Source organism: Methylobacterium sp. PvR107 (assembly GCF_017833295.1).
Lineage (GTDB): Bacteria > Pseudomonadota > Alphaproteobacteria > Rhizobiales > Beijerinckiaceae > Methylobacterium.
This window is the reverse complement of sequence record NZ_JAFIBW010000001.1, coordinates 534,977-554,959: the sequence shown is the minus strand read 5'-3', so window position 1 is coordinate 554,959 and position 19,983 is coordinate 534,977. Positions and strand designations below refer to the sequence as shown.

Sequence of the window (19,983 nt, the reverse complement as noted above, 5' to 3'; positions counted from 1 at the left end):
CGCCGTCCGCACGGGCGTGAAACTCTCGACAGCCAAGAACGGCTTGAGCCAACTTAGGCGAGCCGGCTATCTCGACTGCTCCTGGACACATATCGACGGACGGCGAGTCCGCGTCCTGCGACCGACGCTGCCGGTGCTGCGTCACGACATTGACCAGAGCCTAGACGGCCCTGGACCCGTGGCGGATACGCCCGTTTGTCTTGACAGTCGGTACAGTCCTAGGCCCGCGGCGGACACACCCGTTTATCCCGACAGTCGGTACAACCCTGAGGTCGATGCAGAGGCACCACTCATCCTCCCGGCTCACGCGCCAGAACCATCAAGCAACGACTCTGACGAGAAACCTGCCGATTGGACACCGAGCCATACCAAACCGCGTCGTGCGCCGTTCGTTTGGGAGTTGTCGTCCACCGCTCAGGAGCGTCGTGCGCGACCGCGCGCCACCCATTTTGTGGATCAGCTCTACTGGAGGGTCAGCCAGCTGCGATGCAGCCACGACGCCTGCGGGATACGAGCCTCGATCGTGTGCGGTGAGGGTGGCGAGCCGTTCTGCCAGGATCACCGTGGATACGCCCAATATCCAGTCGTCCTATCGTCGCTCTTGGCCTGAGAGCAGATACTTAGCGATTTTCAGGCGTGCCTGCCAGGCTTTCCCCGCCTGCTGCTACACGCTCTCAGTCGAGGGCGCGGCTCGTAGGCCGGCGGGCTAAGTGGGCTGTTACTGCCCGCCGTTACTGCCGCTGGCACTAACGTGGGGGTTCGCATGTTTGCCGTTGATATCACCCAATCTCCCGACACCCGGAAATTCTATCGCACCACGGCCAAAAGATTGTTGTCGGCCGCTGGAAATGCGCTCGGGCTAGACGTTCAGAGCGCAGCCGCCACGATCCGGACCAACGAGGTCGTCCAGTGGTTCCTCAGCCAGAACGGAGTATGGGAGCCCGCGACGATCCGGGTGTACAAGGCAGCCCTAGCGTATGTCGTGGAGGCTGGGTGCCGGAAGCGGCCGGATGATAAGGAGTTGCGTCTGGCTCTCGACGAGCTGGAACAGACAAAAGGCCCCGCACCGCGCGAGGGTGGATCACCCCGTACAAGTGCGCGAAAGCGGAAGGCGATGACGCCGGAGGAGGCTGGCGCCATCGTGAGATGCCTCGCTGCCGCCCCGCACAGGCACGCGCCCTTGGCATCAGGGTTACTACAATATGGGGTCGAATTCGGCCTGCGGCCTTCCGAGTGGCAGGGCGCACATATCGAGGACGGCTTCTTGGTCGTGATCAATGCCAAGCGCACCAACGGTCGCGGAAACGGGGAGACGCGTCGTTTTGATCTCGCTACTTGGACTGAAGTGAAGATCGCGGAGTTGCAAACTTTCCTGGATGCCCTGGCCGCGGCGCTGACGAGCGAACCGTGGGGCAAAATCTACCGTGCTGCCAGGGGGCAACTCGCCGTGGCTTGCAACAAGGCCGCGGCGACTGTCCCGTCGCTGCGTGGCAGGCCAATCGCTTTCTACACTGGCCGCCATGTCGCCGGAGCGCGTGCGAAGAAGGCCATGCCGCCGGCAGAAGTCGCAGCCTTCCTGGGTCATGCGACGGACCGGACGGCACAGATCCACTACGCTCGCGCCCGCTCCGCTCGCTCCTGGGGGCCGCTGGCTACGACGCCGGATCCGGCGCAGGTCGCGACGGTCCGCCGGGCCTACCGGGAGCGAAACGTAGGGGCCAACCGTCCATCCTCTCCAGCGGCGCCCTGATGCCTCGCCCAGCGGCGAGCCTCAGGTGACCCTGACCCAGCAAACTGGTCCGTGCCGAGCGCAAAAATGGCGCTTTGGGCTGTGAGTCGGCCCCGGTGGCGGAGCGACGGTGGCTAGACGTCTGCCTTTGGATGCCTGAGGGCTCCCGGACTGCCGGGTTGCGAGGGCTTGGTGAAGCAATCCGGGGTTTGACGAGCTTGTTTGCGAGGCTCATCCCGGCGGTCGGCACACGGTGAGATGTGCCTCGGGGAGCGGCTCCTCGAGTCTTTGGTGACATCAGGCTGCGCGAAGACGGTGTGAGGTATCAGCTCGGCTCGGCTTTTCGCTTCACCCGGTGGGTGAAGATGACCGAGAGCCAGGGCACAACCTCGTGCTCGACTTCGATGGAGAGCAGCACCTCGAGGTGGAGCGCGTAGGGCAGGGTGAAGCGGAAGCCGCAGCGGGCCTCCTCCATGGTGGTCGGCATGTCGCCGAGCACCGCCGCGATCACGTCGGGCCGGTGGACGTCCACGGGAATGCGCTGGACCTCGCCGTCGACCTCGGCGACCAGCGTCGCCTTGGCGCGACTCGCCGATACGACCCAGCCGGCCAGCACCACCTGCCCGTCCTGGATCTCGGCCCAGACCCGGTCCTGCGGCGCCTCGAGGTTCGCCCGGGCGAAGGAATCCGGCAACTCGCCGTCGAGCTCGGCCACGGTGCAGCCGACCTCGTATTTCTCGAAGCCGCGCCCCTCGCCGAAGATGCCGGCGAACTGCTTCTGATACTGGGCGATCCGGGCGTTCTTGATGTTCTCGGGCAGGCCCGACCACTGGCCCTTTTCCTGGATCGTGTAGACCGAGAGCAGCTCGCGCAGGAACGCGATGCGCCCCTTGTCGGCAATGTAGAGGTTCATCAGCCAGTCGGCCGCGGCGGCGTTCTCGTAATACGCCTCCGGCACCCGGCGCAGGGCCTCGGCGCGGTAGAAGCAGCTGGAGAAGTTGGCCGTGAGCGGCGAATTGGCCAGAACCGGGAAGCTGATCGTGCCGGTGGGATAGCGGCCCTGCTCGTCGTGCGGCACGTAGGAGCCGGTCGCCGGGTAGTGGAGCAGGACCCAGTTGAAGCACATGTCGAGCGCGCGGTCGTTGCGCAGCATCCGCATCTGCAGGCCGATCTTGCGATCGGACAGCCAGTAATCGTCCGCCTCGCAGAACGCGATGTAGCGGCCCGTGCAGGCGGAGAGGCAGTCCTGCATGTTGCGCAGCATGCCGAGGTTCTGCGGCCGGGGCCGGACCACGATCCGCTCGGGATCGCGCGCCCGGTAGCGCTCGATGATCTCGGCCGTCCCGTCGGTCGATTTGTCGTCGCCGATCACCACCTGCATCCGGAACAGCCCGCGCTGGCTCAAGACTGCGTCGAGGCAGCGGCCGATATCGGCGGCGTGATTGTAGGCCGTGACGACGACGCTAACGGTGAGCTGCTCCATCAGCCAGCCGCGCAGGGCATCCGGTTCGCCGGAGAGCGCGTCCGGCGCGTCGAGGCCCATGTCGCTCAAGGCGTCCCGGGCGATGTCGGGATTGGCCTCGATCAGCCGCCCGAGGCTCGGCACATCCTCCTCGTCGAGATAGGCCTCGGCGAGCCGCCGGAAGATCGATTTCTGCGCCGCCTCGTAGCCCGCCGCGTAGCGGCCGCCGAAATGGCCGCGCAGCTTGCGGAAGAACGCAATCTCGGAATTGCCGAGCTTCTTGTGCCGAGCGAGCTCGGTCGCGTAGGTCGCCCACATCCCGGCCGCGTGCTTGCGGTAGACCGCCATCACCTCCGGCAGGAAGCCGATGCGCCCGACCTCGGCATGCATCAGGTGGACGTACCAGTCGCCGGGCGCGATGCCCTCGTCGAACACGAACGCCTCGGCGCCGTGGTAGCGCCAGCGATAGAGCACGCTGTTGGTCTGGACGAAGTTGTGGGCGACGAGATCGGACAGCGACGGCTGCGGGCTGCACTGCTCCGGGTAGATCTCCTCGATCCCCGGCATGTCCTCGTAGACGACGCGAACTGGGTGGAAGCAGAGGGTGAATTCCGGCCGCGTCCGCAGGAATTCGACCTGGCGCTGGAGCTTGCGCGGATCGGTCCAGTAATCGTCGCCCTCGCAGATCGCGACGAATTCCCCGCGGGCGCGCGCCGTGAGGTCGGCGAAGTTCTTGTTGGGCCCGAGATTCTCAGACCGCAGAACCGCCACCAAGTTGGGATGGCGCGCGGCGTACTCGGCGATGATCTCGGCGGTGCCATCGGTGGAGCGGTCGTCGCCGACGAGCAGCTCGAAGGGGAAGTCCGTGGCTTGACCGAGGATGCTGTCGAGCGTCTGCCGGATGAACGCCGCCTGGTTGTAGGTGATGCACAGGACGGAGACGACCGGCCGGTTCCAGGCCGGCGCCGGCTCGGTCTCGGCCCGCGCGCGGATCCAGGTCGCGAAGGGATTGACGAAGCTGCCGTCGAAGGTCTCGTCCGGCGGCGCGGTGAAGTCGGCCCGGGGCTGGCGCCCGAGCCGGGCGCCGTACTTCACGTAATGCTCAAGGGGCGACAGGTCGGTCAGGCCGACTTCGGGATAGCGCGTCGCGTACCAGATGTGGTCGAACAGGCCGCTCGCGTAGATCGTCGCGAAATCGTCCTGCCACGGCTCGAGCGCGGGTGCGGCCTCTCCCGCGGCCTCTCCTGCCCCGTCCTGCATCAGTCAGATCCCTCGCCGATCCCTCGAACGCGCATCAGCCGGCCGCTTCCCAGACCGGACCCTCAGAGGGTGCTGGGAAGGCGCCCTTCCTCGGAGCCGTGGTTGTAGTAGTGCTGCGTCGGGTCAGCGCCGGCACCCGCGACATCGTCGTTGCACGTGAGATAGAACTGGCGGTCGAACAGGCCGGAGGTTTCGAGCCATCCGAGCATCGTCGCCTCGGGCACGACGGGCGCGCGATCGGGCGAGGCGGAGGCGGCCTCCCGGTAGAGATGCGCGAACCGGGCGATGCGGGCCGCGACCTCCTTGGCGGCCGGGCGGCGGACCGAGGATGCGACGACGCTCGATTGCTCACCGGGACGACGGCGCTGAAGATCGGCCTCGGCTAGGCGCACCAGACGGGCGAGTTCCCCCTGCGCCTCCTTGAGCCGTGCCTGGGTCTCGGCGAGCTCGGCCCGCAGCGCCTCTACGTCCTCGGCCAAGGTCGGCTCCGTCTCAGTCACGACGCTCTCAGGAGCTCACGCGCATCGTCGCGCGGCGGAATCGACCGGATACCGGCGCGACAGGGCGCCCCTGGGAAGTGAGGCGGGGTGATACGATCGCCTCCTAGACCGGTCAACCCTGAGTGAGAGACAGTGCGTGGGCCGAAGTAGGGTGCTCCCGATCCTAGCCGGCTCTGCCGGTAAGGCGCGCCGGACAGTACAGCGATTGCCTGACTAGCGTGCAGCGCTAGGCTCTCCTTCCACGTAGACCTGGGTCACCGTGCCTGCGTCGTCCATGACCACGATGTCGGCCCGCAGCCCGGGTTGAAGCGCTCCACGGTCTTTCAGCCCGAGATAGCCAGCCGGGAGTGCTGAGACCCGGCGCGTCGCGTCCGTGACGGTCAATCCCAGTGCCCGAAGGTTGCGCCACGCGACGTCGAGCGGCGCGGCTGAGCCGGCCAGTGCGCCTGCGCTATTGCTGACCCGGTCCCCCTGTTTGCGGATGGGGACCCCGCCGAGGCTGTAATCGCCATCCGGCATACCGGCAGCCGCCACCGCATCTGAGACGCAGAAGAGATCGGGGATCGTCCGTAAGGCGGTGCGCAGCGCGCCCGGGTGCACGTGAATGAAATCGGCGATGATCTGCGCGCTCGTCGCATGTGCCAGGGCGGCCCCGACCACCCCCGGCTCCCGGCCCTGCAGGGGGCTCATCGCGTTGTAGAGATGGGTCACGCCTGAGCCGCCCGCGGCGAAGAAGGCAGCAGCCTCGTCGTAAGTCGCGTCGGAGTGGCCGAGCTGCACGCGGATGCCGGCCTCCCTCGCCAGCGTGGTCAGGAGCGTTGCGCCCGGAAGCTCCGCAGCCAAGGTCAGGACGCGCAACGGAACAAGGGCATGCAAGCGGCTGACGAGGTCCCAACTCGGCGCGGCGGTGTGGGGGCCGTGCGTGCCTCGCCGCTTGGCGCTGATAAACGGGCCTTCGAGGTGGAGACCCGCCATGTCCGGTTCACCGCGCTGGCTGTCGGCACGTGCTGCAGCGACCGCGCGCGTGACGCGCTCCAGCTCGTCGGCCGCTTCGGTGATGACCGTTGGCAGCCAGGTTGTAACACCCCTGGTGCGATGGAAGCGCCCAGTGTCGCGCACGGCGTCCGGGTCCCTCCCCATAATGTCGTGGCCGCCGCCGCCATTCACCTGCAGGTCAACGAAGCCCGGCAGGATCAGGGGTGCATCCTCATCCACCGGCCCCGGACGGACCTCCTCGATACTCCGGCGGAAGCGCAGTTCGCCCGTCACCACACCCGTGGGCGTGACGATCCGACCAGCGATGCTCTTACACCCGGACAAGAGCGCTGGAGCGCTGACAGGTGCGTCCGTCTCCCGCACAATGGAAAGGGCTCCGCGGACCACTGCGTCCGCAGTTGTTCTTACGGGCCGGTGCGTCGTCTCGTCGAGCCAGGGCCGCAGAGGCGCCGCGAGACCGCCCGTCACGACCAGGGGGAGCTCGCCGCTGGGGTCGGCTCGCTCGGCAAGGTGCACAAGCTCGCTTGCCGCCGAATGCAAGATCGCTGATGCGGATCCACTGCTCACGACGAGGTCGAAGGCGATCGGTGCCAGGGTCGCGTAATCGGCTGGATTCGCGATCGTCAGCCAGGCGTGCAGTCGCGCGTTGTCGCCGCCGAAGCGGTCGAGAACGGCATTGGCGAGTGCGTCGAGCTCTGCAGCATCGGTCCGGCGCAGCGTATGACGGATCAGTTGAAGACCGATCCAGGCTCCCCCACCCTCATCTCCTGCCGGGAATCCGTGCCCGCCCGCTTTCGTGGTCTTGCCTTGCCGCGATCTGGCCCAGGCGACGGTGCCGGTGCCGGCCGCGACCATTACCCCCGCTTCCGTTGCACCGAGGCAGCCGCTCAGGGCGGCAAGACCATCCGACACGATCTGTAGACGCCCGAACCGGGGCGACGTCGCTCGGGCCGCCGCGAGCGCGGCCACATGCTCGCCACCTGCTATCGCCAGACAGCAATGCAATTGCTCGGGCACGAGCGCTACGCCCACCTCGGCGAGGGCAGCAGCGGCGGTCGGCAGGACCACGTCCCAGACCCCTGCGCCGAGCAGGCCGATATGCGCACCCGCTCCCCGCGCCCGCGCTAGCTCGGCTCCATTCGCGTCTGCCAAGACCGCGATCGTCTTGCTGGCTCCCGCATCGATGGCCAGCAGCCTGATCCCGTTGCTCTGTGCGGAGTGCGAGAGATGTGGGGCCTGCATGATCACGAGACCCGAGGGAACCGGCGCCTGGTCGCAAAGTCTCGGTGAGCCGGCGCAGGACCCAGCTTCCGGCATCGTATCGACCAGTGCCTCATGACCCCCAAACACCACCTCCGGGCGAGCTCTGAGCCAGGTACGTCCTGCACAGGTGATCCATGTGATCCTGTTCTATGAACGAACGATCCTGCCTCCAGGCCGTTTCAGGTTGTTGGCGTGATTTTCCGAGACTCAGCCCGCGGGCAGTGCGCCCAGGCGTGCGGCGGAGATGACGAGATCGGGGGCGCTCACAGAGTCTCCGTGATTTTCGTGAGGCCGACCGGCGCGTCCGGATCCAGACCTCGGCGGCGGGCTTCGCGCTCGATCGCACGGTAGGCGGGCACCAGCATGGCGATTGGGTCACAGGCGGCGTGATCGGGTACAAGCCAGGGCAAGTTACCGTCCGGGCCCCCACAGGCATGAACGCGCAAATTTGCGCGCCGGAGTTCCTGCACAAGCGCGTCGATCCCCTCGGCGAGCTGATCGTCCTGGCGGAACGCCAGCACCGGGGTCCCGGACTGAATCGCGGCACGCGGTCCGTGCCGCAGTTCCGCGGCGCTGTAGCCGAGGGCCGGCAGGCGCAAGGTCTCAGCAAGCTTGAGTGCGATCTCGCGCACCGTACCCAAGCCGTGACCGCGGCCCGTGACGAAGGCGGCCGGCGCGCCCGCGAGATCGGCAGTCCAGGCGCTCCAATCAAGGTCAGAGGCCGCAGCGAGGCGACCCGGTAGAGCCGCGAGGCCACGAATCAGCGCGTCGTCGCCGGACCAGCGCGCGACCAGTGCGGCGCTCGCGACCATAGAGTTCACCACCGTCTTCGTTGCCGCGACCGCCCGTTCAGGCCCGGCTGCGATTGGCAGGACCAGATCGGCCGCCGCCGCGGCGGGTGAGGCCGCATCGTTCACGAGCGCGAGCGTGAGGGCGCCGCCCTGGCGTGCGGTGCGCGTCGCCGCGACGAGGTCCGGCGACCGGCCGGATTGCGAGATGGTGATGAAGAGCGCGCCATCCATTCGCGGCGGGCGATCGTATCCGGTGACGACGGATGGGGCTGAGGCCGAGACGGCGAGCCCGCATCGGGTCTCGATCAGGTAGCGGAGGTAGACGCCCGCATGGCCCGAGCTTCCTCGACCGCATACGACCGCGAACGGGAAGCTACGCGCGTTGAGGACTGAGGCGACGCGCTCCGCCTCAGCCCAGCCGGCGCAGAGGGGGGCGGCGACCTCGGGCACCTCGGCGATCTCGCGGGCCATAAATGTCTCGGGCCCATTCGGCATCGGCGCGGGGTCGTTCATGCCGGCCCCGCTTCGGCCAGAGCCGCGCGCAAATTGCCACCGTTGCGCATGAGCAGGCTGGCCGCCTCAATGCGGTCGATCCCGAGGGCGACAAGCACCGCGCGCGGGATGTCCCCCTCTGCCGCGGCCAGGGCGCTGGCCGCGGCTTCGGCATCGCAGCCGGCGATCTGCGCCACCATCGCTACGCCACGTCGGCGTAGCTTGGTGTTCGTGGCGCGCATCGCGACCATACGGCCGCGATAGACGCGCCCGAGCCGGATCATGATCAGCGTCGAGAGCAGATTGAGCACGATCTTCTGCGCGGTTCCCGCCTTCATCCGCGTCGAGCCGGCGATCGCTTCCGCGCCGGTCGCCACGAGGATCGGATGGGTACAGTCACGCAGAATTGGCGTGTCGGGATTGTTCGCGATCCCGATGGTGACGGCACCGCGATCGCGGGCGCGGCGAAGGACGGCGAGGGTGAACGGCGTGATCCCGCTTGCGGACAAGCCGATGACGACATCGTCCGGCCGGATCTCGGCGTGCTCGGCCCAGAGCGCCGCGTCCTGCGTCGAGTCCTCGGCCCCCTCGACCGCTCGGACCAGCGCACCTTCGCCGCCCGCCACGGCGAAGCCCAGGCGTTCCTCTGGCCAGTCGAAGGTCGGCGGCAGCTCCGCCCCGTCCTGGACGCCGATCCGGGCCGAGGTGCCGGCCCCCACATAGAGGAGGCGCCCGTCGCGGCGCAGACCGGCTTCGGCGGCCGCCGCGGCCGCGGCGATGGCCGGCAGCGCAGGCCCGATCGCGGCGACGGCCGCGAGTTGTCCCTCCCAGAGCGCCTGCAGGATGTCGGCACTCTCCCAGGCGTCGAGTTCGCTGAAACGGGGGCTCGCCCACTCCGTGCTCATGCCTGGATGTTCCTCCGCATAATCCCGTGGCTGAAGAACGGAGATGGCGGACGAACGCTCCGCCGTCTTTCGCGTCAAGATCTCATAAGCGGTGCCCGAGCAGCCGCTCAGGCCGGGAACGTCGCTACGACCGAGGAGGAAGTTCGTCCGATCGACAGCTTTCGGCACGAGTCGGTTTGTGGGTCCGACACAGTCCGCCTCCCGATGATCCTACCTACCGGGAGATGCCATGCGCGACACTCGATCGCCGCGACAAAGGGCCGGCCAGCGATCATCAAGCTGGGCTATCCAACTCATGCCGCTAGCGAAGCATCAGAAGCCCGACGACCCGGCGCAAGGCCAGCGCATCCTGCTCGGGCGCGGGCGCCGTGAGGAAGCCGCTCGGTGCCGCCGGCTCCGCCGACAGCCAGGAGGGGAGCGTCTCGGGGTCCGGGAAGAGCTGTCGGGCGACCGTCTCGATCGACTGCCCGGTGAACCAGGGCGCGTAGGTCGCGGTGAAGAACCGGAAATAGACCGGCCAGTTTTCGGGTGTGGGCGCGAGCCGGTTGGCCGTCGGTCCCCCGGCGATCAGCGCCAGATAGGTCTTCAGCGCCGCCGATCCCTCACCCTGCATCAGGTCGCCGGTGGTTTTGAGCGTGTTGGTCGGATGTGTCCGGTACCGGAGATGCGCGCCGGGCACGAAGATCGGCTCCGCATGGACCATGCAGCGGATGAGGAAGTCCCAGTCGTGGCACATGCGGTAGGCCGCGAACGGGCCGACCCGCTCGTAGAGACCGCGCGAGAACACGAGGTTGCCGCTCGTCACCGCGATGTTGGCCCGCAGCAGCGCGAAGCCGATCGTCGGGCAGGCGCCCGCCTGACCCAGCACGTCGCGGTACCAGACGCGGACCGGATCGTCCTCGGCGAGCCGGGCTCCGGAATCGTCCATGAAGTCGACGCCGGTGAACGCGATGAAGTCGCCGTCCGGCGGCAGCGCCGCGTGGATCGCGCGGAACCGGTCCGGCGCGTAGGCATCGTCCGAGTTCAGGATGGTGAGGACGTCCCCGCTGGCCTTCGACAGGCCGTGCGCGATCGCCGCGTGGGCGCCGCCGTTGCGGTCGAGCAATTCGCATCGGATCCGGACCGGACCGGCATAGCCGTCGATGGTCCTGGCGATGACGTCCCGCGACGCGTCGGTGGAGCGATCGTCGACGATGATCAGCTCATCGACCGGGCTTTCCTGATCCAGCACCGAGCCGATCGCCTGCGCGATATAGGCCGCGTGGTTGTAGGACGGGATGACGACCGAGATCCGCCGCCCGGCCGGCGGGCGGGGCGCGGGCTGCGGGCGCGCGGACTTGGTCAGGAACCGCAACATCGGCGCTTGCACCTCTCTCCGATGATCCCCCGGGGTTGCCGTGCCGCGGCTCTACGCGGCCCCAAGCTGCGCCCGAAGCAGGTCGAGGCGCGGCCGCATCTGCCGCTCGAAGCTGTATTCCCGCAGGATCGCCAAGCGGCCGGCCTCGCTGAGCCGCCGGAGCGCCTCCCGGTCGCCGGCGTAGAACTCGATCCGGTCGGTGATCCCGTCGACGTCGCGCGTGATCAGCTCGAACTCCGCGCCGGGCCTCATGGCGTGGGTACCGTCGAGCCGGCGGTTCAACGCGAGGGAATCGGTGAGGAACATCGCCACGCCGCGCAGGCCCGCCTCGACGCAGGAGGTGGTCGGGAAGCCGTCGAAGGAGCCGCGGCCGCCGTCCAGCTCCATCGGCGACTGGTTCGGCGAGATGACGATGTCCATGCCGGGATAGAAATCCGGGAAGAACGAGGCCGGCTGCACGCCGTGGAAGCGCACCCTTTCGACCCGCGTGAGGCCGAGAAGCTCCGCGTTCCAGTCGCCGACATAATGCCACTCGAAACGCGGGTCGTCCGCGTAGCGCCGGACGAGGTCGGTGAACACGTCGCAGCCCTTCTCGATGCCGAGCTCGGTGTAGCGCTGGGCCACGAAGCAGATCCGGATCGTATCCGGCAGCGGCCGCTCGACCCGCGCGCAGCGGGCGCTCGCCGCGACATCCCAGCAATCCGGCGAGACGGCGCCGAAGATGAAGGCGATCTGCTGCGGGTCGCACCAGCCCCGGTCGAGCAGGTAATCGCGCTGCAGGGTGTGGGTCGTGAGCACCTTGGCGAAGCGGCGGTCGCCGAGCACGCGCCGCAGCTTGGCGTCCGAGACCGGATCGTTCGGCATGAACCCGCCCCCCGGATACAGGGTGAAGACGAAGCGCTCGGCGCGCAGGTCCGGGTTCGAGGCCAGGAGCACGGCCGCATTGTGCAGGAAGGTCGTGTGCAGGACCTCGGCGCTGAGGTCGTGGCCGGTGTTCAGGGCCTGCACCCGGCCCGCGAGGGTCGGATGCTCCGCCTCGAACTGGCGCAGCTCGTCGAGGAAGGTCCGGTCCGGCCGGTAGCGGTCGATGTCGCGCAGCGACGAGGCGGCTCGGCTCTCCGGGATGGCGTAGAGGTAGGTGAGCAGCTCGCCGTAGCGGAACGCCGAGAACCGGGACGGGAAGCTCGAATCGACCAGGAGGAGGCCGGCCCCGCGCCCCCGGACCGGTCGGCCCGACCCGGCCACCTGCGGGTAGACGGCCCGGGCCTGGTTGGCGGCCTGCCAGGCTTCGGGGGCGAAATCTGGCACGGCCCGGCTCTCGGCCTGGAGCCGCTCGGCCTGGCCGCGATCGCGCGCCAGCAGGTCGTGGAGAGCTCGGGTGTGCGGGCTGGCATCGCCGAGCTCCAGGGCCAGGCGCGCCTGCTCTTCGGCATCCACGAGCCGGCCCCAGGTCCGGAAGATGACCGCCAGGCGGAAGCGGAACAGGGCCGGGTCCTCGCAGCCCGAAGCCAGGGCGACCGCGTAGGCTGCCGCGGCGGTCCCCAGCCGGCCCAGAGACTCGGCCTGATAGGCAGCCAGACCGCATCGGGCGACCAGGCCGTCGCCCTCCGCCTGGAAGGCGGACCGGGCGGCCGCATCGGCCGCCTCGCCGCGGCCCAGGGCGAGCAGGGCCCCGACCCGCACCAGCAGGGCCTGGAGCCCCGCGACGGGCCCCCCGTCCAGCAGCGCCAGCGCCGCCGCGGCATCGGTCGCGTGCAGCCGCTCCGTCGCGGCCTGCACCCGCGCGTAGGGGTTCGCCGGATCGCGCGCCAGCGCCGCCCCGGCCGCCGCGGCGAGGGTGCGCCCCTCCATGAGGTTGGGCAGCCGACCTTCCGCGGCGCCGTAATGGAGATAATGGCCGAGCGGGTTGACCCCGGCCTCGGCGATATCGGGGTAGAGCGTCAGATAGGTGCGGGTGCTGAACAGCGGCCCGGGATCGAGGCCGATCGCGGCGCCTTGGGCGCAGTAATGCTCGGCCGGGCTGAGCCCGGTCGCGTGCGCGGGCGAGACCTGCGCGCGGTAGAAGGCCGTGTCGAACAGCGGGTTCGGATCAAGATCGGAGAGCCAGCCCGCGGCCGCGTAGGCCGCCGTGTCGATGCCGCGCGCCTCGCCGTTGCGTCGGGCCACGAAGCCCGCATCGAACAATCCAGGCAGATCCGGATGCATGCCGTCGTCCGTCCCTCTCGGCGCGCCCGCCCGATCGGCGCAGAGCGGCGGGACGTGCGGCCGCCCGGGCCGGCGCGCTCACGTCCCCCGAGCTCCCGCGCGGCCTGGCTTCTCGCATAGCGGGCCGGGCGTGCCTACCCCGGGTTCAGGCGTCGGGCATGGCGCGCGACGCCGGCTCAGGCCGCCAGCCCGATGGCGTCCTCGGTCTGCGCTACGGGGGTCGACGACCCGGTCGCCCGCAGCCGCCGATGGATGACCGCCAGGAGGACGGCGGGTCCGAGCAGGATCAGCCCGGTGCCGACGATCCCGACGTGACCAACCAGGCGCCCATAGAGGCCGCCGGTCACCCCGTAATGCCATGACGCGAGGGCCATGCCGGCGGCGGCCATGAGGAGCAGGACGAGAACCTTGAACCACAGGGGCAGGGGCGCGGGCGGGCGCTTCTCCCGTGCTGGAGCATCGGCGTGGGCGCGATCAGCCTCCTGCTGCGCCAGGAACGCCTCGACCTGGCTCTGAAGTTCCGGCAGGTCCGCGCGTCGCGCCGCAGGACCGGCGGCCACGCTCCGGGCTACCTCGAGCCGCGGCGCTTCCATGCCCGGTCCCTCGGCGAGCGGGCCCGGGATCGCGGCCTCGGCATCCGCCATCAGGCGTGCCTCGTGGCGGCGCATGAACAACCACAGCGCGACGGCCCCGAGCAGCACGAAGGCCAGCAGCCCGAGGCCGACCGGCCCCATGACGTTCTCGATCGAGCGGCCGCACAGATAGGCCCCGAAGCCCATGATCGCGGCCCAAGCGACGCCACCCAGCGCGTTGAAGGCGAAGAACCGGCGGGCATCGAGCTTGTTCACGCCGGCCAGGACGGCCGCGTAGGCGCGCAGCATCGCGGTGAAGCGGCCGAAGAACACGATCTTCCCGCCATGCCGGCGGAACAGGTACTGGCCGAGCTTGAGGCGTCCGTGGTCGAGGCCGATCAGGTGGCCCTTGCGTAGGAGCAGGGGCAGTCCCCAGCGGCGGCCGACCCAGTAGCCGGCGTTGTCGCCCAGGATGGCGGCGGTCGCGGCGATCGCCACCACGACGGCGATGTTGATGTTGCCGGTGCTGCCGGCATAGGCCGCCGACGTCAGCAGGACCGTCTCGCCGGGCAAGGGCAGGCCGGCGCTCTCCAGGGTGATGATGACGAAGATCGCCAGATAGCCGTAATGCGCGATCAGGTCGGCGATCGGCAGGTCGTGCAGGAAGGACATGCGGTCTCCTTGCGAATCGTGCACAACGCACTCGCAGGCAAAAATGGCCGCGCGGGGGCGGCGGAGACAGGGCGCCTGTCTGCTCGTGGGCGGCACGGAGACTGCGGCGTCGGCCATCAACCTCGGGCGGTGCTCATGTCCGGAGAGCGAGAGGATTGACCGTGGCCAACCCATCCATCCTCGAAGGTCGAGGCCCGGTGCCCGCGCACGCCCGCAACCCGCGCCGCGCCTACGATGCCGAGGGGCGCGAGATCACCCCGATGACCCTGCAGAACGCTATGGATCGCGGGGTCACGGCGCTGCGCGCCATCTGCACTTGCGGACACGAGGCCGAGGTTTCGATCCATGTCGGACGCTGGGCCTCCACGAGCTTCGTCCCGGATGCGGGCATGACGCTCCGGTGCGATGGCTGCGGAACGCCGGATCCGAAGACCCGGCCGGTCTGGCCGCGGCAGGGTCACCGGCCCTGACGCCCGCGCGACCGCCTGCCCGGACACACCCTCTTTCGTGACGGCGCGCCCGACCCGCCGCCGGCGCGCCCGTAATCAGGACACCCGTTCGATGTCGTTCATCCCCCAGCACCTGTACAACCAGATCCTGGAGGCGATCCCCATCGTCTGTGTCGACGTGGCCATCGTCAACGATGGCTGTGTCCTTCTGGTTCGACGCCGCGACGCCCCGGCGAAGGGCCAGCTCTGGCTCCCCGGCGGCCGCGTCCACAAAGGCGAGACCCTTCGTCAGGCCGCGGCCCGCAAGGCGCTGGATGAGACCGGGATCGACTGCCATGTCGGGCCGATCATCCATACGGACGAGACCATCTTCGAGGACGGCCCGGAGGGCATTGCCGTCCACAGCGTCAACACCTGCTTCTTCCTGTTCAGCCGACAGCATTCGGTCGAGGTGAATCTCGACAGCCATCACGAGGATTGGGTCTGGATCGATCACATCGACCCGGGTCTGCACCCTTACGTCAAGCTGTGCCTCGCCGCCGCCGGCCTCGATGAGCGCTGAACGCGGGATGCCCGCCGGGGGAGGCCCGCGCGACCGGTCCCGGCCCTCCGAGGTTCACCGATCGGAGGCGCCTCAACCCTCACGGGCCGGATGCCGCGGCGCGCCCGGATGCGCCTCGGCCAGATGGGCGCGCATCCACGCGATCGTGCTGACCAGCCCCGCGCGCAGGGCGACGCGCGGCTGCCAGCCGAGCTCGGACCGGATCAGCGCGGTGTCGAGGACGTTGGCCGGAACGTCGGCGGCGCGGCTCGGCTTGTAGAGGCAGGGCAGGCGGTCCAGCCCGAAGGCCGCCTCCAGCTCGGCGATGACTTGGTTGACGCTCAGGCCCACGCCGCTGCCGACATTCAGGATCTTGTGCGGTCCTTCATAGGTCACGGCGGCGAGGAACGCGTCGCTGACGTCGTCGACATGCAGGAAGTCGCGCACCACCTCGCCGGTCCCCCAGACCTCCAGCGGCAGGCCCGAGAGCACGCGGTGGATGTAGCTCCCGATCAGACCCTGATGCTTGGTGCCGAGCTGGAACCGGCCGTACGGGTTGGCGATCCGGAGGATCTGGTAGTCGATGCCGTGGAGGTGGCGGTACAGGTAGAGCGATTTCTCGATCATCAGCTTGCTGATGCCGTAGGCCGAGATCGGGTCGGTGGGCGCGTGCTCGGGGATCGGGATGGCGCGGGGGATCCCGTAGATCGCGCCGCCGGTCGACGAGAACACGAGCTTCCTGATCCGGGCCGAGCGGCAGATCTCGAGCAGGTGCAGGGTGTTGATCGGCGCGGCCGCGAGTTCCGCCGACGGATCCCGGTTCGAGCTCTCCGGGATCGATCCGGCGATCAGGTGGAAGACGACGTCCTGGCGCTCGACGGCGTTGGCGATGGCGAGGCGGTCGGCGAAGTGTCCGGTGACCCGGGTCACGCACCGGTCGAGGACCTCGGGCTGCGGATGGCTGCGGCTGAAGCACGTGACCTCGGCGCCCGCCTCCGCGAGACGGTTGCACAGGTTCAGGCCGAGGAACCCGCCGCCGCCGAGCACGAGGCAGCGGATCCCCGCGAGCGACACGGTCGGCCGGCTCGACGCGACGGGATCCGCCGGCCCGGTCTGCCGGTCCGCGCTCATGCTCGAGCCTCGGCGTCGTGGCGGACCGGCGGGCCGGCGGCCGCATCCGACATCCGGTCTGTTTGACGGAGGTCCCCCTCGCTCAGCGCGATCATGCGCTCGACCAGCGCCAGAGCGGAGTCCTGCAATGCGCGCCGTGTCGGCTCGAGCGGCGCCTTCCCCCAGGCCCGGGCCGCCGCGTAGGCGGCCGCGTAGGCCGCGTCCCAACCGGCCGCGAGGATCGGCGGACCGGCGGCTTCCAGATCGTCTCGGATGGCGGTCCACGCGGCCTGATGGGCCGCGTCCCAGGCTGCGGCCCGGACCCCGGCCCCGGTCTGGCGCAGGGTCGGATTCGCGACCGCCGCCCGCTTGCGCGCCCGTTTCAGGTGATCGCACCAGGCGGCCAGATCGGCGACGTCCGCGACCGCCGGCCTGTCGGCCAATTCGTCCGCCTCGACGTTCAGCTTGGCCAGGCGGAACCACGCCGGCACGTGGCTGCGGACCAGCCAATCCACGACCAGGGCGACGCGCCGGCGCTCCAGCGCCTCCGAGCCTCGCGTGCCGACGAGGCGCGGGACGAGCGGGAGGATCAGGGCGTCGCGCGCATCCTGGGGCAGGCGGTCGCTCCAGGTCCGGACGAAGGCGGCGAGACTCGGCGACGCGCAGGCCGGCTGATCCGAGTGGGGCTCGCCCGCGATGAAGGCCACCGCCTCGAGAGCGCACAGGCCGGCCTCCGCGCTCCGATGCCGGCCGGCCGCCAGAGTCCTGACGCGTGCGAGCCGGTCGGGATCGACGCGCGCGGGTCCTGCCGTCCCGGCGTTCCGGGATCCGGCCGAGTCGCGATCCGGCACCTGGATCGGCCGGTCATCCGCAGCCTGGACCGTGAAGCCGGCCGGCACCCCGGTGGCGACCTCGGTCTCCAGCGCCGCCACGGCGGCCACGACCTGCCCGGGATCGACCGTGTAGCTCACGTGGAAGGCGTGCACGCCGGGACGCGGCAGCGTGCGCCCGCGCAGGAACAGGATCCGCGCGCCGCCGGCCTCGATGAAGCTGGTATAGCCCCGGAAGTTGAAGGACAGCTCCTCGTGGATCAGGCCGAGGATCCGGCACCCGGGCCTGCAGAACAGGGCGTTGCTGAGCGCCGAGCTCGACGAGCCGACCACCAGGGCGGCCGAGTGGAAGGCCTCGACCTGCTCGAGGAACGACATCGTCTCCGGGTAGATCACCTCGAAGCCCAGGGGGCGCAGCCGCTCGGCGATCTCCGCCTCGTTGACCAGGGCGCGCTGGGTGAAGGCCTTGCGGGAGATGAACAGGCGCCGGTCGGTGCGGTCCGAGAGGATCCCGCGCGCGCGGGCGCAATCCAGGATGCGTTGGCGCACCGCCGCGAAGACGTCGGCCGGCCAGACCGTGTCGTAGAACGGGCGTCCCGGCTTCATGTCGAAGGGGAAGAAGGCCGGCACCGGTGCCAGGCCGAGGCGCCCGAAAGCGACCGGCCTGGGCGCCAGCGTGATCACGGGGCGGTCGCGCGTATCGAGCAGGCGCAGGATCTCCGCGTGGGAGTCCGGCATGTGGTCGTCGATGCAGAGCGGGATCCCGTCCGGGCAGCGCGGGTCGTTGTAGGCCAGCATCCGCGGCACGAACTCGCAGAACCAGTGCCCGTAATTCCGGCTCTGGAGGCCGAACATCATGAGGCCGGCCTCGATCGTCTGCGGATCCTCGGGCACCTCCACGAGGGCTCGCGTGGCGCCGAAGGCGGCGGTCATGATCTGATCGGGGTTGAGGCCGTCCTGCAGCAGGATGTCCGGGCGGCGCGGGTGGGCGGCGAGATCGTAGACGAGCTTGCCGCCGGCGATGACGACGTTGCTGCGCGGATAGGCCAGCGCGTCGTCGAGAAAGGCGAGGTACTGGGCCGGGATGTCCAGGCTGCCGGGCTCCGAGCGCAGGGCAGGGGGCTTTTCCCAGAAGCGCAGCTCGGGCGCGGCGATGCGGCGCTCCGGGAGCAAAGTGATGGAGCGCGCGCCGCCCGCCGCCGCGAGGTCCTGGACGGAGACGATGTCGTAGGCCTCCAGCGGACCGGAGCCGGTGACGTGGCGCGTCGTCGCGTGGAGCGCGATCGCCGCGTCGAAGCGTCCGTCCGCCAGCTGGGTGTCGAGGAGCAGGCGGCGCAGGTTCTTGACCTTGGTGCTGAGCCGATCGCCGTCCTCGGTCGTCACGCCTGCATCGCCGCCGTTGAGGTCGTAGGCGAGGCGGTAACAATGGAGGCACGGCTCGGGCTGATTCCGGCACTCGTGGGCCCATCCGAGCCGCAGCAGGGCCGCGAGGCCGTCCTGGATCAGAGCGGGCGCGTCGGCGTCGGCGCGCAGCTGCGCGACATAGGTCTCGGCCTCATCGAACCAGCCGCGCGTGCACAGGTCGCGCAGCCGCGCCATGGCGGCTCTCCGCGTCCAGCGCGCCCGGTCGCCGGGGGCGAGCGTCGCGATCAGGTCGTAGATCTCGGCGGCGTCGCTGAGCCGGTCGTCGCCCTCGAACCGGAATGCGAGGGTCTCGAGGTGCCGGCGCATCGTGCCGCGCCGCTCCGGCTCGGGTGCCTCGGCAGCGAGGGCCCGGAGCCGCGCGATCACGTCCGACGCGTTGTCGACCTTGACCGTCCGGATCAGGTCGATGAAGGTCTCCGTCGGCCTCATGTCGGTTGCGCGCCTGATCAAGCCTGCTTGTCCGCGCGCCGGCCGGGCGGCGCGTGCTCGCGGGCGGTGTACTGGAACGGACGCGCCGTGACGAGGGATCCGGCGCATCCGGTCGGCTGACGGCCGGCGTGCACGGCGCTGGAGGGCGCCCGACGTCTCGTGTAGGGCAGAGCTCCGGACAGGCAGGGAACCCCGCGCATGGACGATGACCGGAGCGACACGCCGCAATCGGGACGGAGCCTCAGCCGGACCCGGTCGCGGTTTTCGGCGCGATGACGACCCGCCTCGTCCTGTACGGCGCGGGTGCACTCGCGCGCGAGATCGTCGATGCCCTTGAACGCCTCAACGCGCAGGGCGCCGCGATCGAGCTTCAGGCGAGCATCGTCGATCCGGGGATCGACGCGCCGGAGACGTTCCGGGGGCGGCCGGTGGTGCGGGATGTCCACGCCTTCGCGGGCGATCCGGGCTTGCGCTTCGTCGTCGCCCTGGGCGAGCCCGCGGCCCGGGCCCGGGCGGTCGCCCATCTGCGGGCCGAGATCGACGCGCAGTTCACCGCGATCATCGATCCCGGCGTGCTGGTCGGGGCCAGCAGCCGGATCGGCGCGGGCGCGGTGATCCTCGGCCATTCGTCCATCACGGCGGATGCGCGGCTCGGGGAGCACGTCCTCATCAATCCGGGCTGCACCGTCGCCCACGACGACGTCCTCGACGACTTCGCGACGCTGAGCCCCGGGGTTCACTTGGCCGGGCATGTCCGCGTGGAGGAGGGGGCGTTCCTGGGCACCGGGGCCTGCGTCATCCCGCGGATCCGGATCGGCGCGCATGCCGTGGTCGGCGCGGGCGCCGTCGTGATCCGGAACGTGGCGCCGGGCCAGACGGTGTTCGGCAATCCGGCGCGACCCCTGCGGCGCGGCTAGCGGGGACGGGCGCCGACGGCGCGCCCTCGGAGCGGCGCCTTTTGCGCGCCTGCCGGGCCATGTATAGCGGACGCCGTC

Annotated in this window: 13 protein-coding genes and 1 pseudogene; 4 read left to right on the top strand and 10 right to left on the bottom strand. The window is 69.8% G+C overall.

From position 1 onward, the window contains the following. Window positions 1-763: 763 nt before the first annotated feature. Window positions 764-1,750 (top strand): hypothetical protein, encoded by a 987-nt coding sequence (locus JOE48_RS02420; RefSeq protein WP_210026828.1) that lies wholly within the window; start codon window positions 764-766, stop codon window positions 1,748-1,750. Between the two features lie 304 nt (window positions 1,751-2,054). Here the strand turns inward: JOE48_RS02420 and JOE48_RS02415 are convergent, their stop codons facing one another. The 8 genes and pseudogenes from JOE48_RS02415 to JOE48_RS30085 form a co-directional block, all read right to left on the bottom strand. After that, window positions 2,055-4,451 (bottom strand): glycosyltransferase family 2 protein, encoded by a 2,397-nt coding sequence (locus JOE48_RS02415; RefSeq protein WP_210026826.1) that lies wholly within the window; start codon window positions 4,449-4,451, stop codon window positions 2,055-2,057. A 62-nt stretch (window positions 4,452-4,513) separates the two neighbouring features. Continuing rightward, window positions 4,514-4,951 carry a hypothetical protein gene (locus JOE48_RS02410; RefSeq protein WP_312893046.1) on the bottom strand — a complete coding sequence of 146 codons (438 nt, stop codon included), beginning with the start codon at window positions 4,949-4,951 and terminating at the stop codon, window positions 4,514-4,516. Window positions 4,952-5,164: 213 nt separating this feature from the next. After that, on the bottom strand, window positions 5,165-7,189 hold the full coding sequence (locus tag JOE48_RS02405) for a BadF/BadG/BcrA/BcrD ATPase family protein (RefSeq protein WP_245253053.1): 2,025 nt from the start codon (window positions 7,187-7,189) through the stop codon (window positions 5,165-5,167). Window positions 7,190-7,473: 284 nt separating this feature from the next. Then, window positions 7,474-8,472, bottom strand: a complete 999-nt coding sequence (locus tag JOE48_RS02400; RefSeq protein WP_210026809.1) for an SIS domain-containing protein — start codon at window positions 8,470-8,472, stop codon at window positions 7,474-7,476. Between the two features lie 38 nt (window positions 8,473-8,510). Next, window positions 8,511-9,398, bottom strand: coding sequence for an N-acetylmuramic acid 6-phosphate etherase (locus JOE48_RS02395; RefSeq protein ID WP_210026807.1), 888 nt, complete (start codon window positions 9,396-9,398; stop codon window positions 8,511-8,513). 301 nt (window positions 9,399-9,699) lie between these two features. After that, window positions 9,700-10,755, bottom strand: coding sequence for a glycosyltransferase (locus tag JOE48_RS02390; protein WP_210026804.1), 1,056 nt, complete (start codon window positions 10,753-10,755; stop codon window positions 9,700-9,702). A 51-nt stretch (window positions 10,756-10,806) separates the two neighbouring features. Beyond that, window positions 10,807-12,960 (bottom strand): glycosyltransferase family 4 protein, encoded by a 2,154-nt coding sequence (locus tag JOE48_RS02385; protein ID WP_210026802.1) that lies wholly within the window; start codon window positions 12,958-12,960, stop codon window positions 10,807-10,809. A gap of 608 nt (window positions 12,961-13,568) precedes the next feature. Continuing rightward, window positions 13,569-14,204: pseudogene (locus tag JOE48_RS30085) on the bottom strand (DedA family protein); the annotation flags it as partial. 161 nt (window positions 14,205-14,365) lie between these two features. Between JOE48_RS30085 and JOE48_RS02375 the strand changes: the two are divergent. Further along, the gene (locus tag JOE48_RS02375) at window positions 14,366-14,674 is read left to right on the top strand and encodes a hypothetical protein (protein WP_210026798.1); all 309 of its coding nucleotides are present in this window, start codon (window positions 14,366-14,368) and stop codon (window positions 14,672-14,674) included. A 91-nt stretch (window positions 14,675-14,765) separates the two neighbouring features. Then, window positions 14,766-15,215, top strand: a complete 450-nt coding sequence (locus JOE48_RS02370) for an NUDIX domain-containing protein (RefSeq protein ID WP_210026796.1) — start codon at window positions 14,766-14,768, stop codon at window positions 15,213-15,215. A gap of 72 nt (window positions 15,216-15,287) precedes the next feature. On the opposite strand, the gene JOE48_RS02365 is transcribed toward JOE48_RS02370, so the two are convergent. Both JOE48_RS02365 and JOE48_RS02355 read right to left on the bottom strand, forming a co-directional pair. After that, the gene (locus JOE48_RS02365; protein WP_210026794.1) at window positions 15,288-16,325 is read right to left on the bottom strand and encodes an NAD-dependent epimerase/dehydratase family protein; all 1,038 of its coding nucleotides are present in this window, start codon (window positions 16,323-16,325) and stop codon (window positions 15,288-15,290) included. Next, on the bottom strand, window positions 16,322-18,988 hold the full coding sequence (locus JOE48_RS02355; RefSeq protein WP_245252691.1) for a DUF563 domain-containing protein: 2,667 nt from the start codon (window positions 18,986-18,988) through the stop codon (window positions 16,322-16,324). The genes JOE48_RS02365 and JOE48_RS02355 overlap by 4 nt, the downstream gene beginning before the upstream one ends. Window positions 18,989-19,260: 272 nt before the next feature. On the opposite strand from JOE48_RS02355, the gene JOE48_RS02350 reads away from it, so the two are divergent. Further along, window positions 19,261-19,905 carry a NeuD/PglB/VioB family sugar acetyltransferase gene (locus JOE48_RS02350; protein WP_210026791.1) on the top strand — a complete coding sequence of 215 codons (645 nt, stop codon included), beginning with the start codon at window positions 19,261-19,263 and terminating at the stop codon, window positions 19,903-19,905. Window positions 19,906-19,983 lie beyond the last annotated feature (78 nt).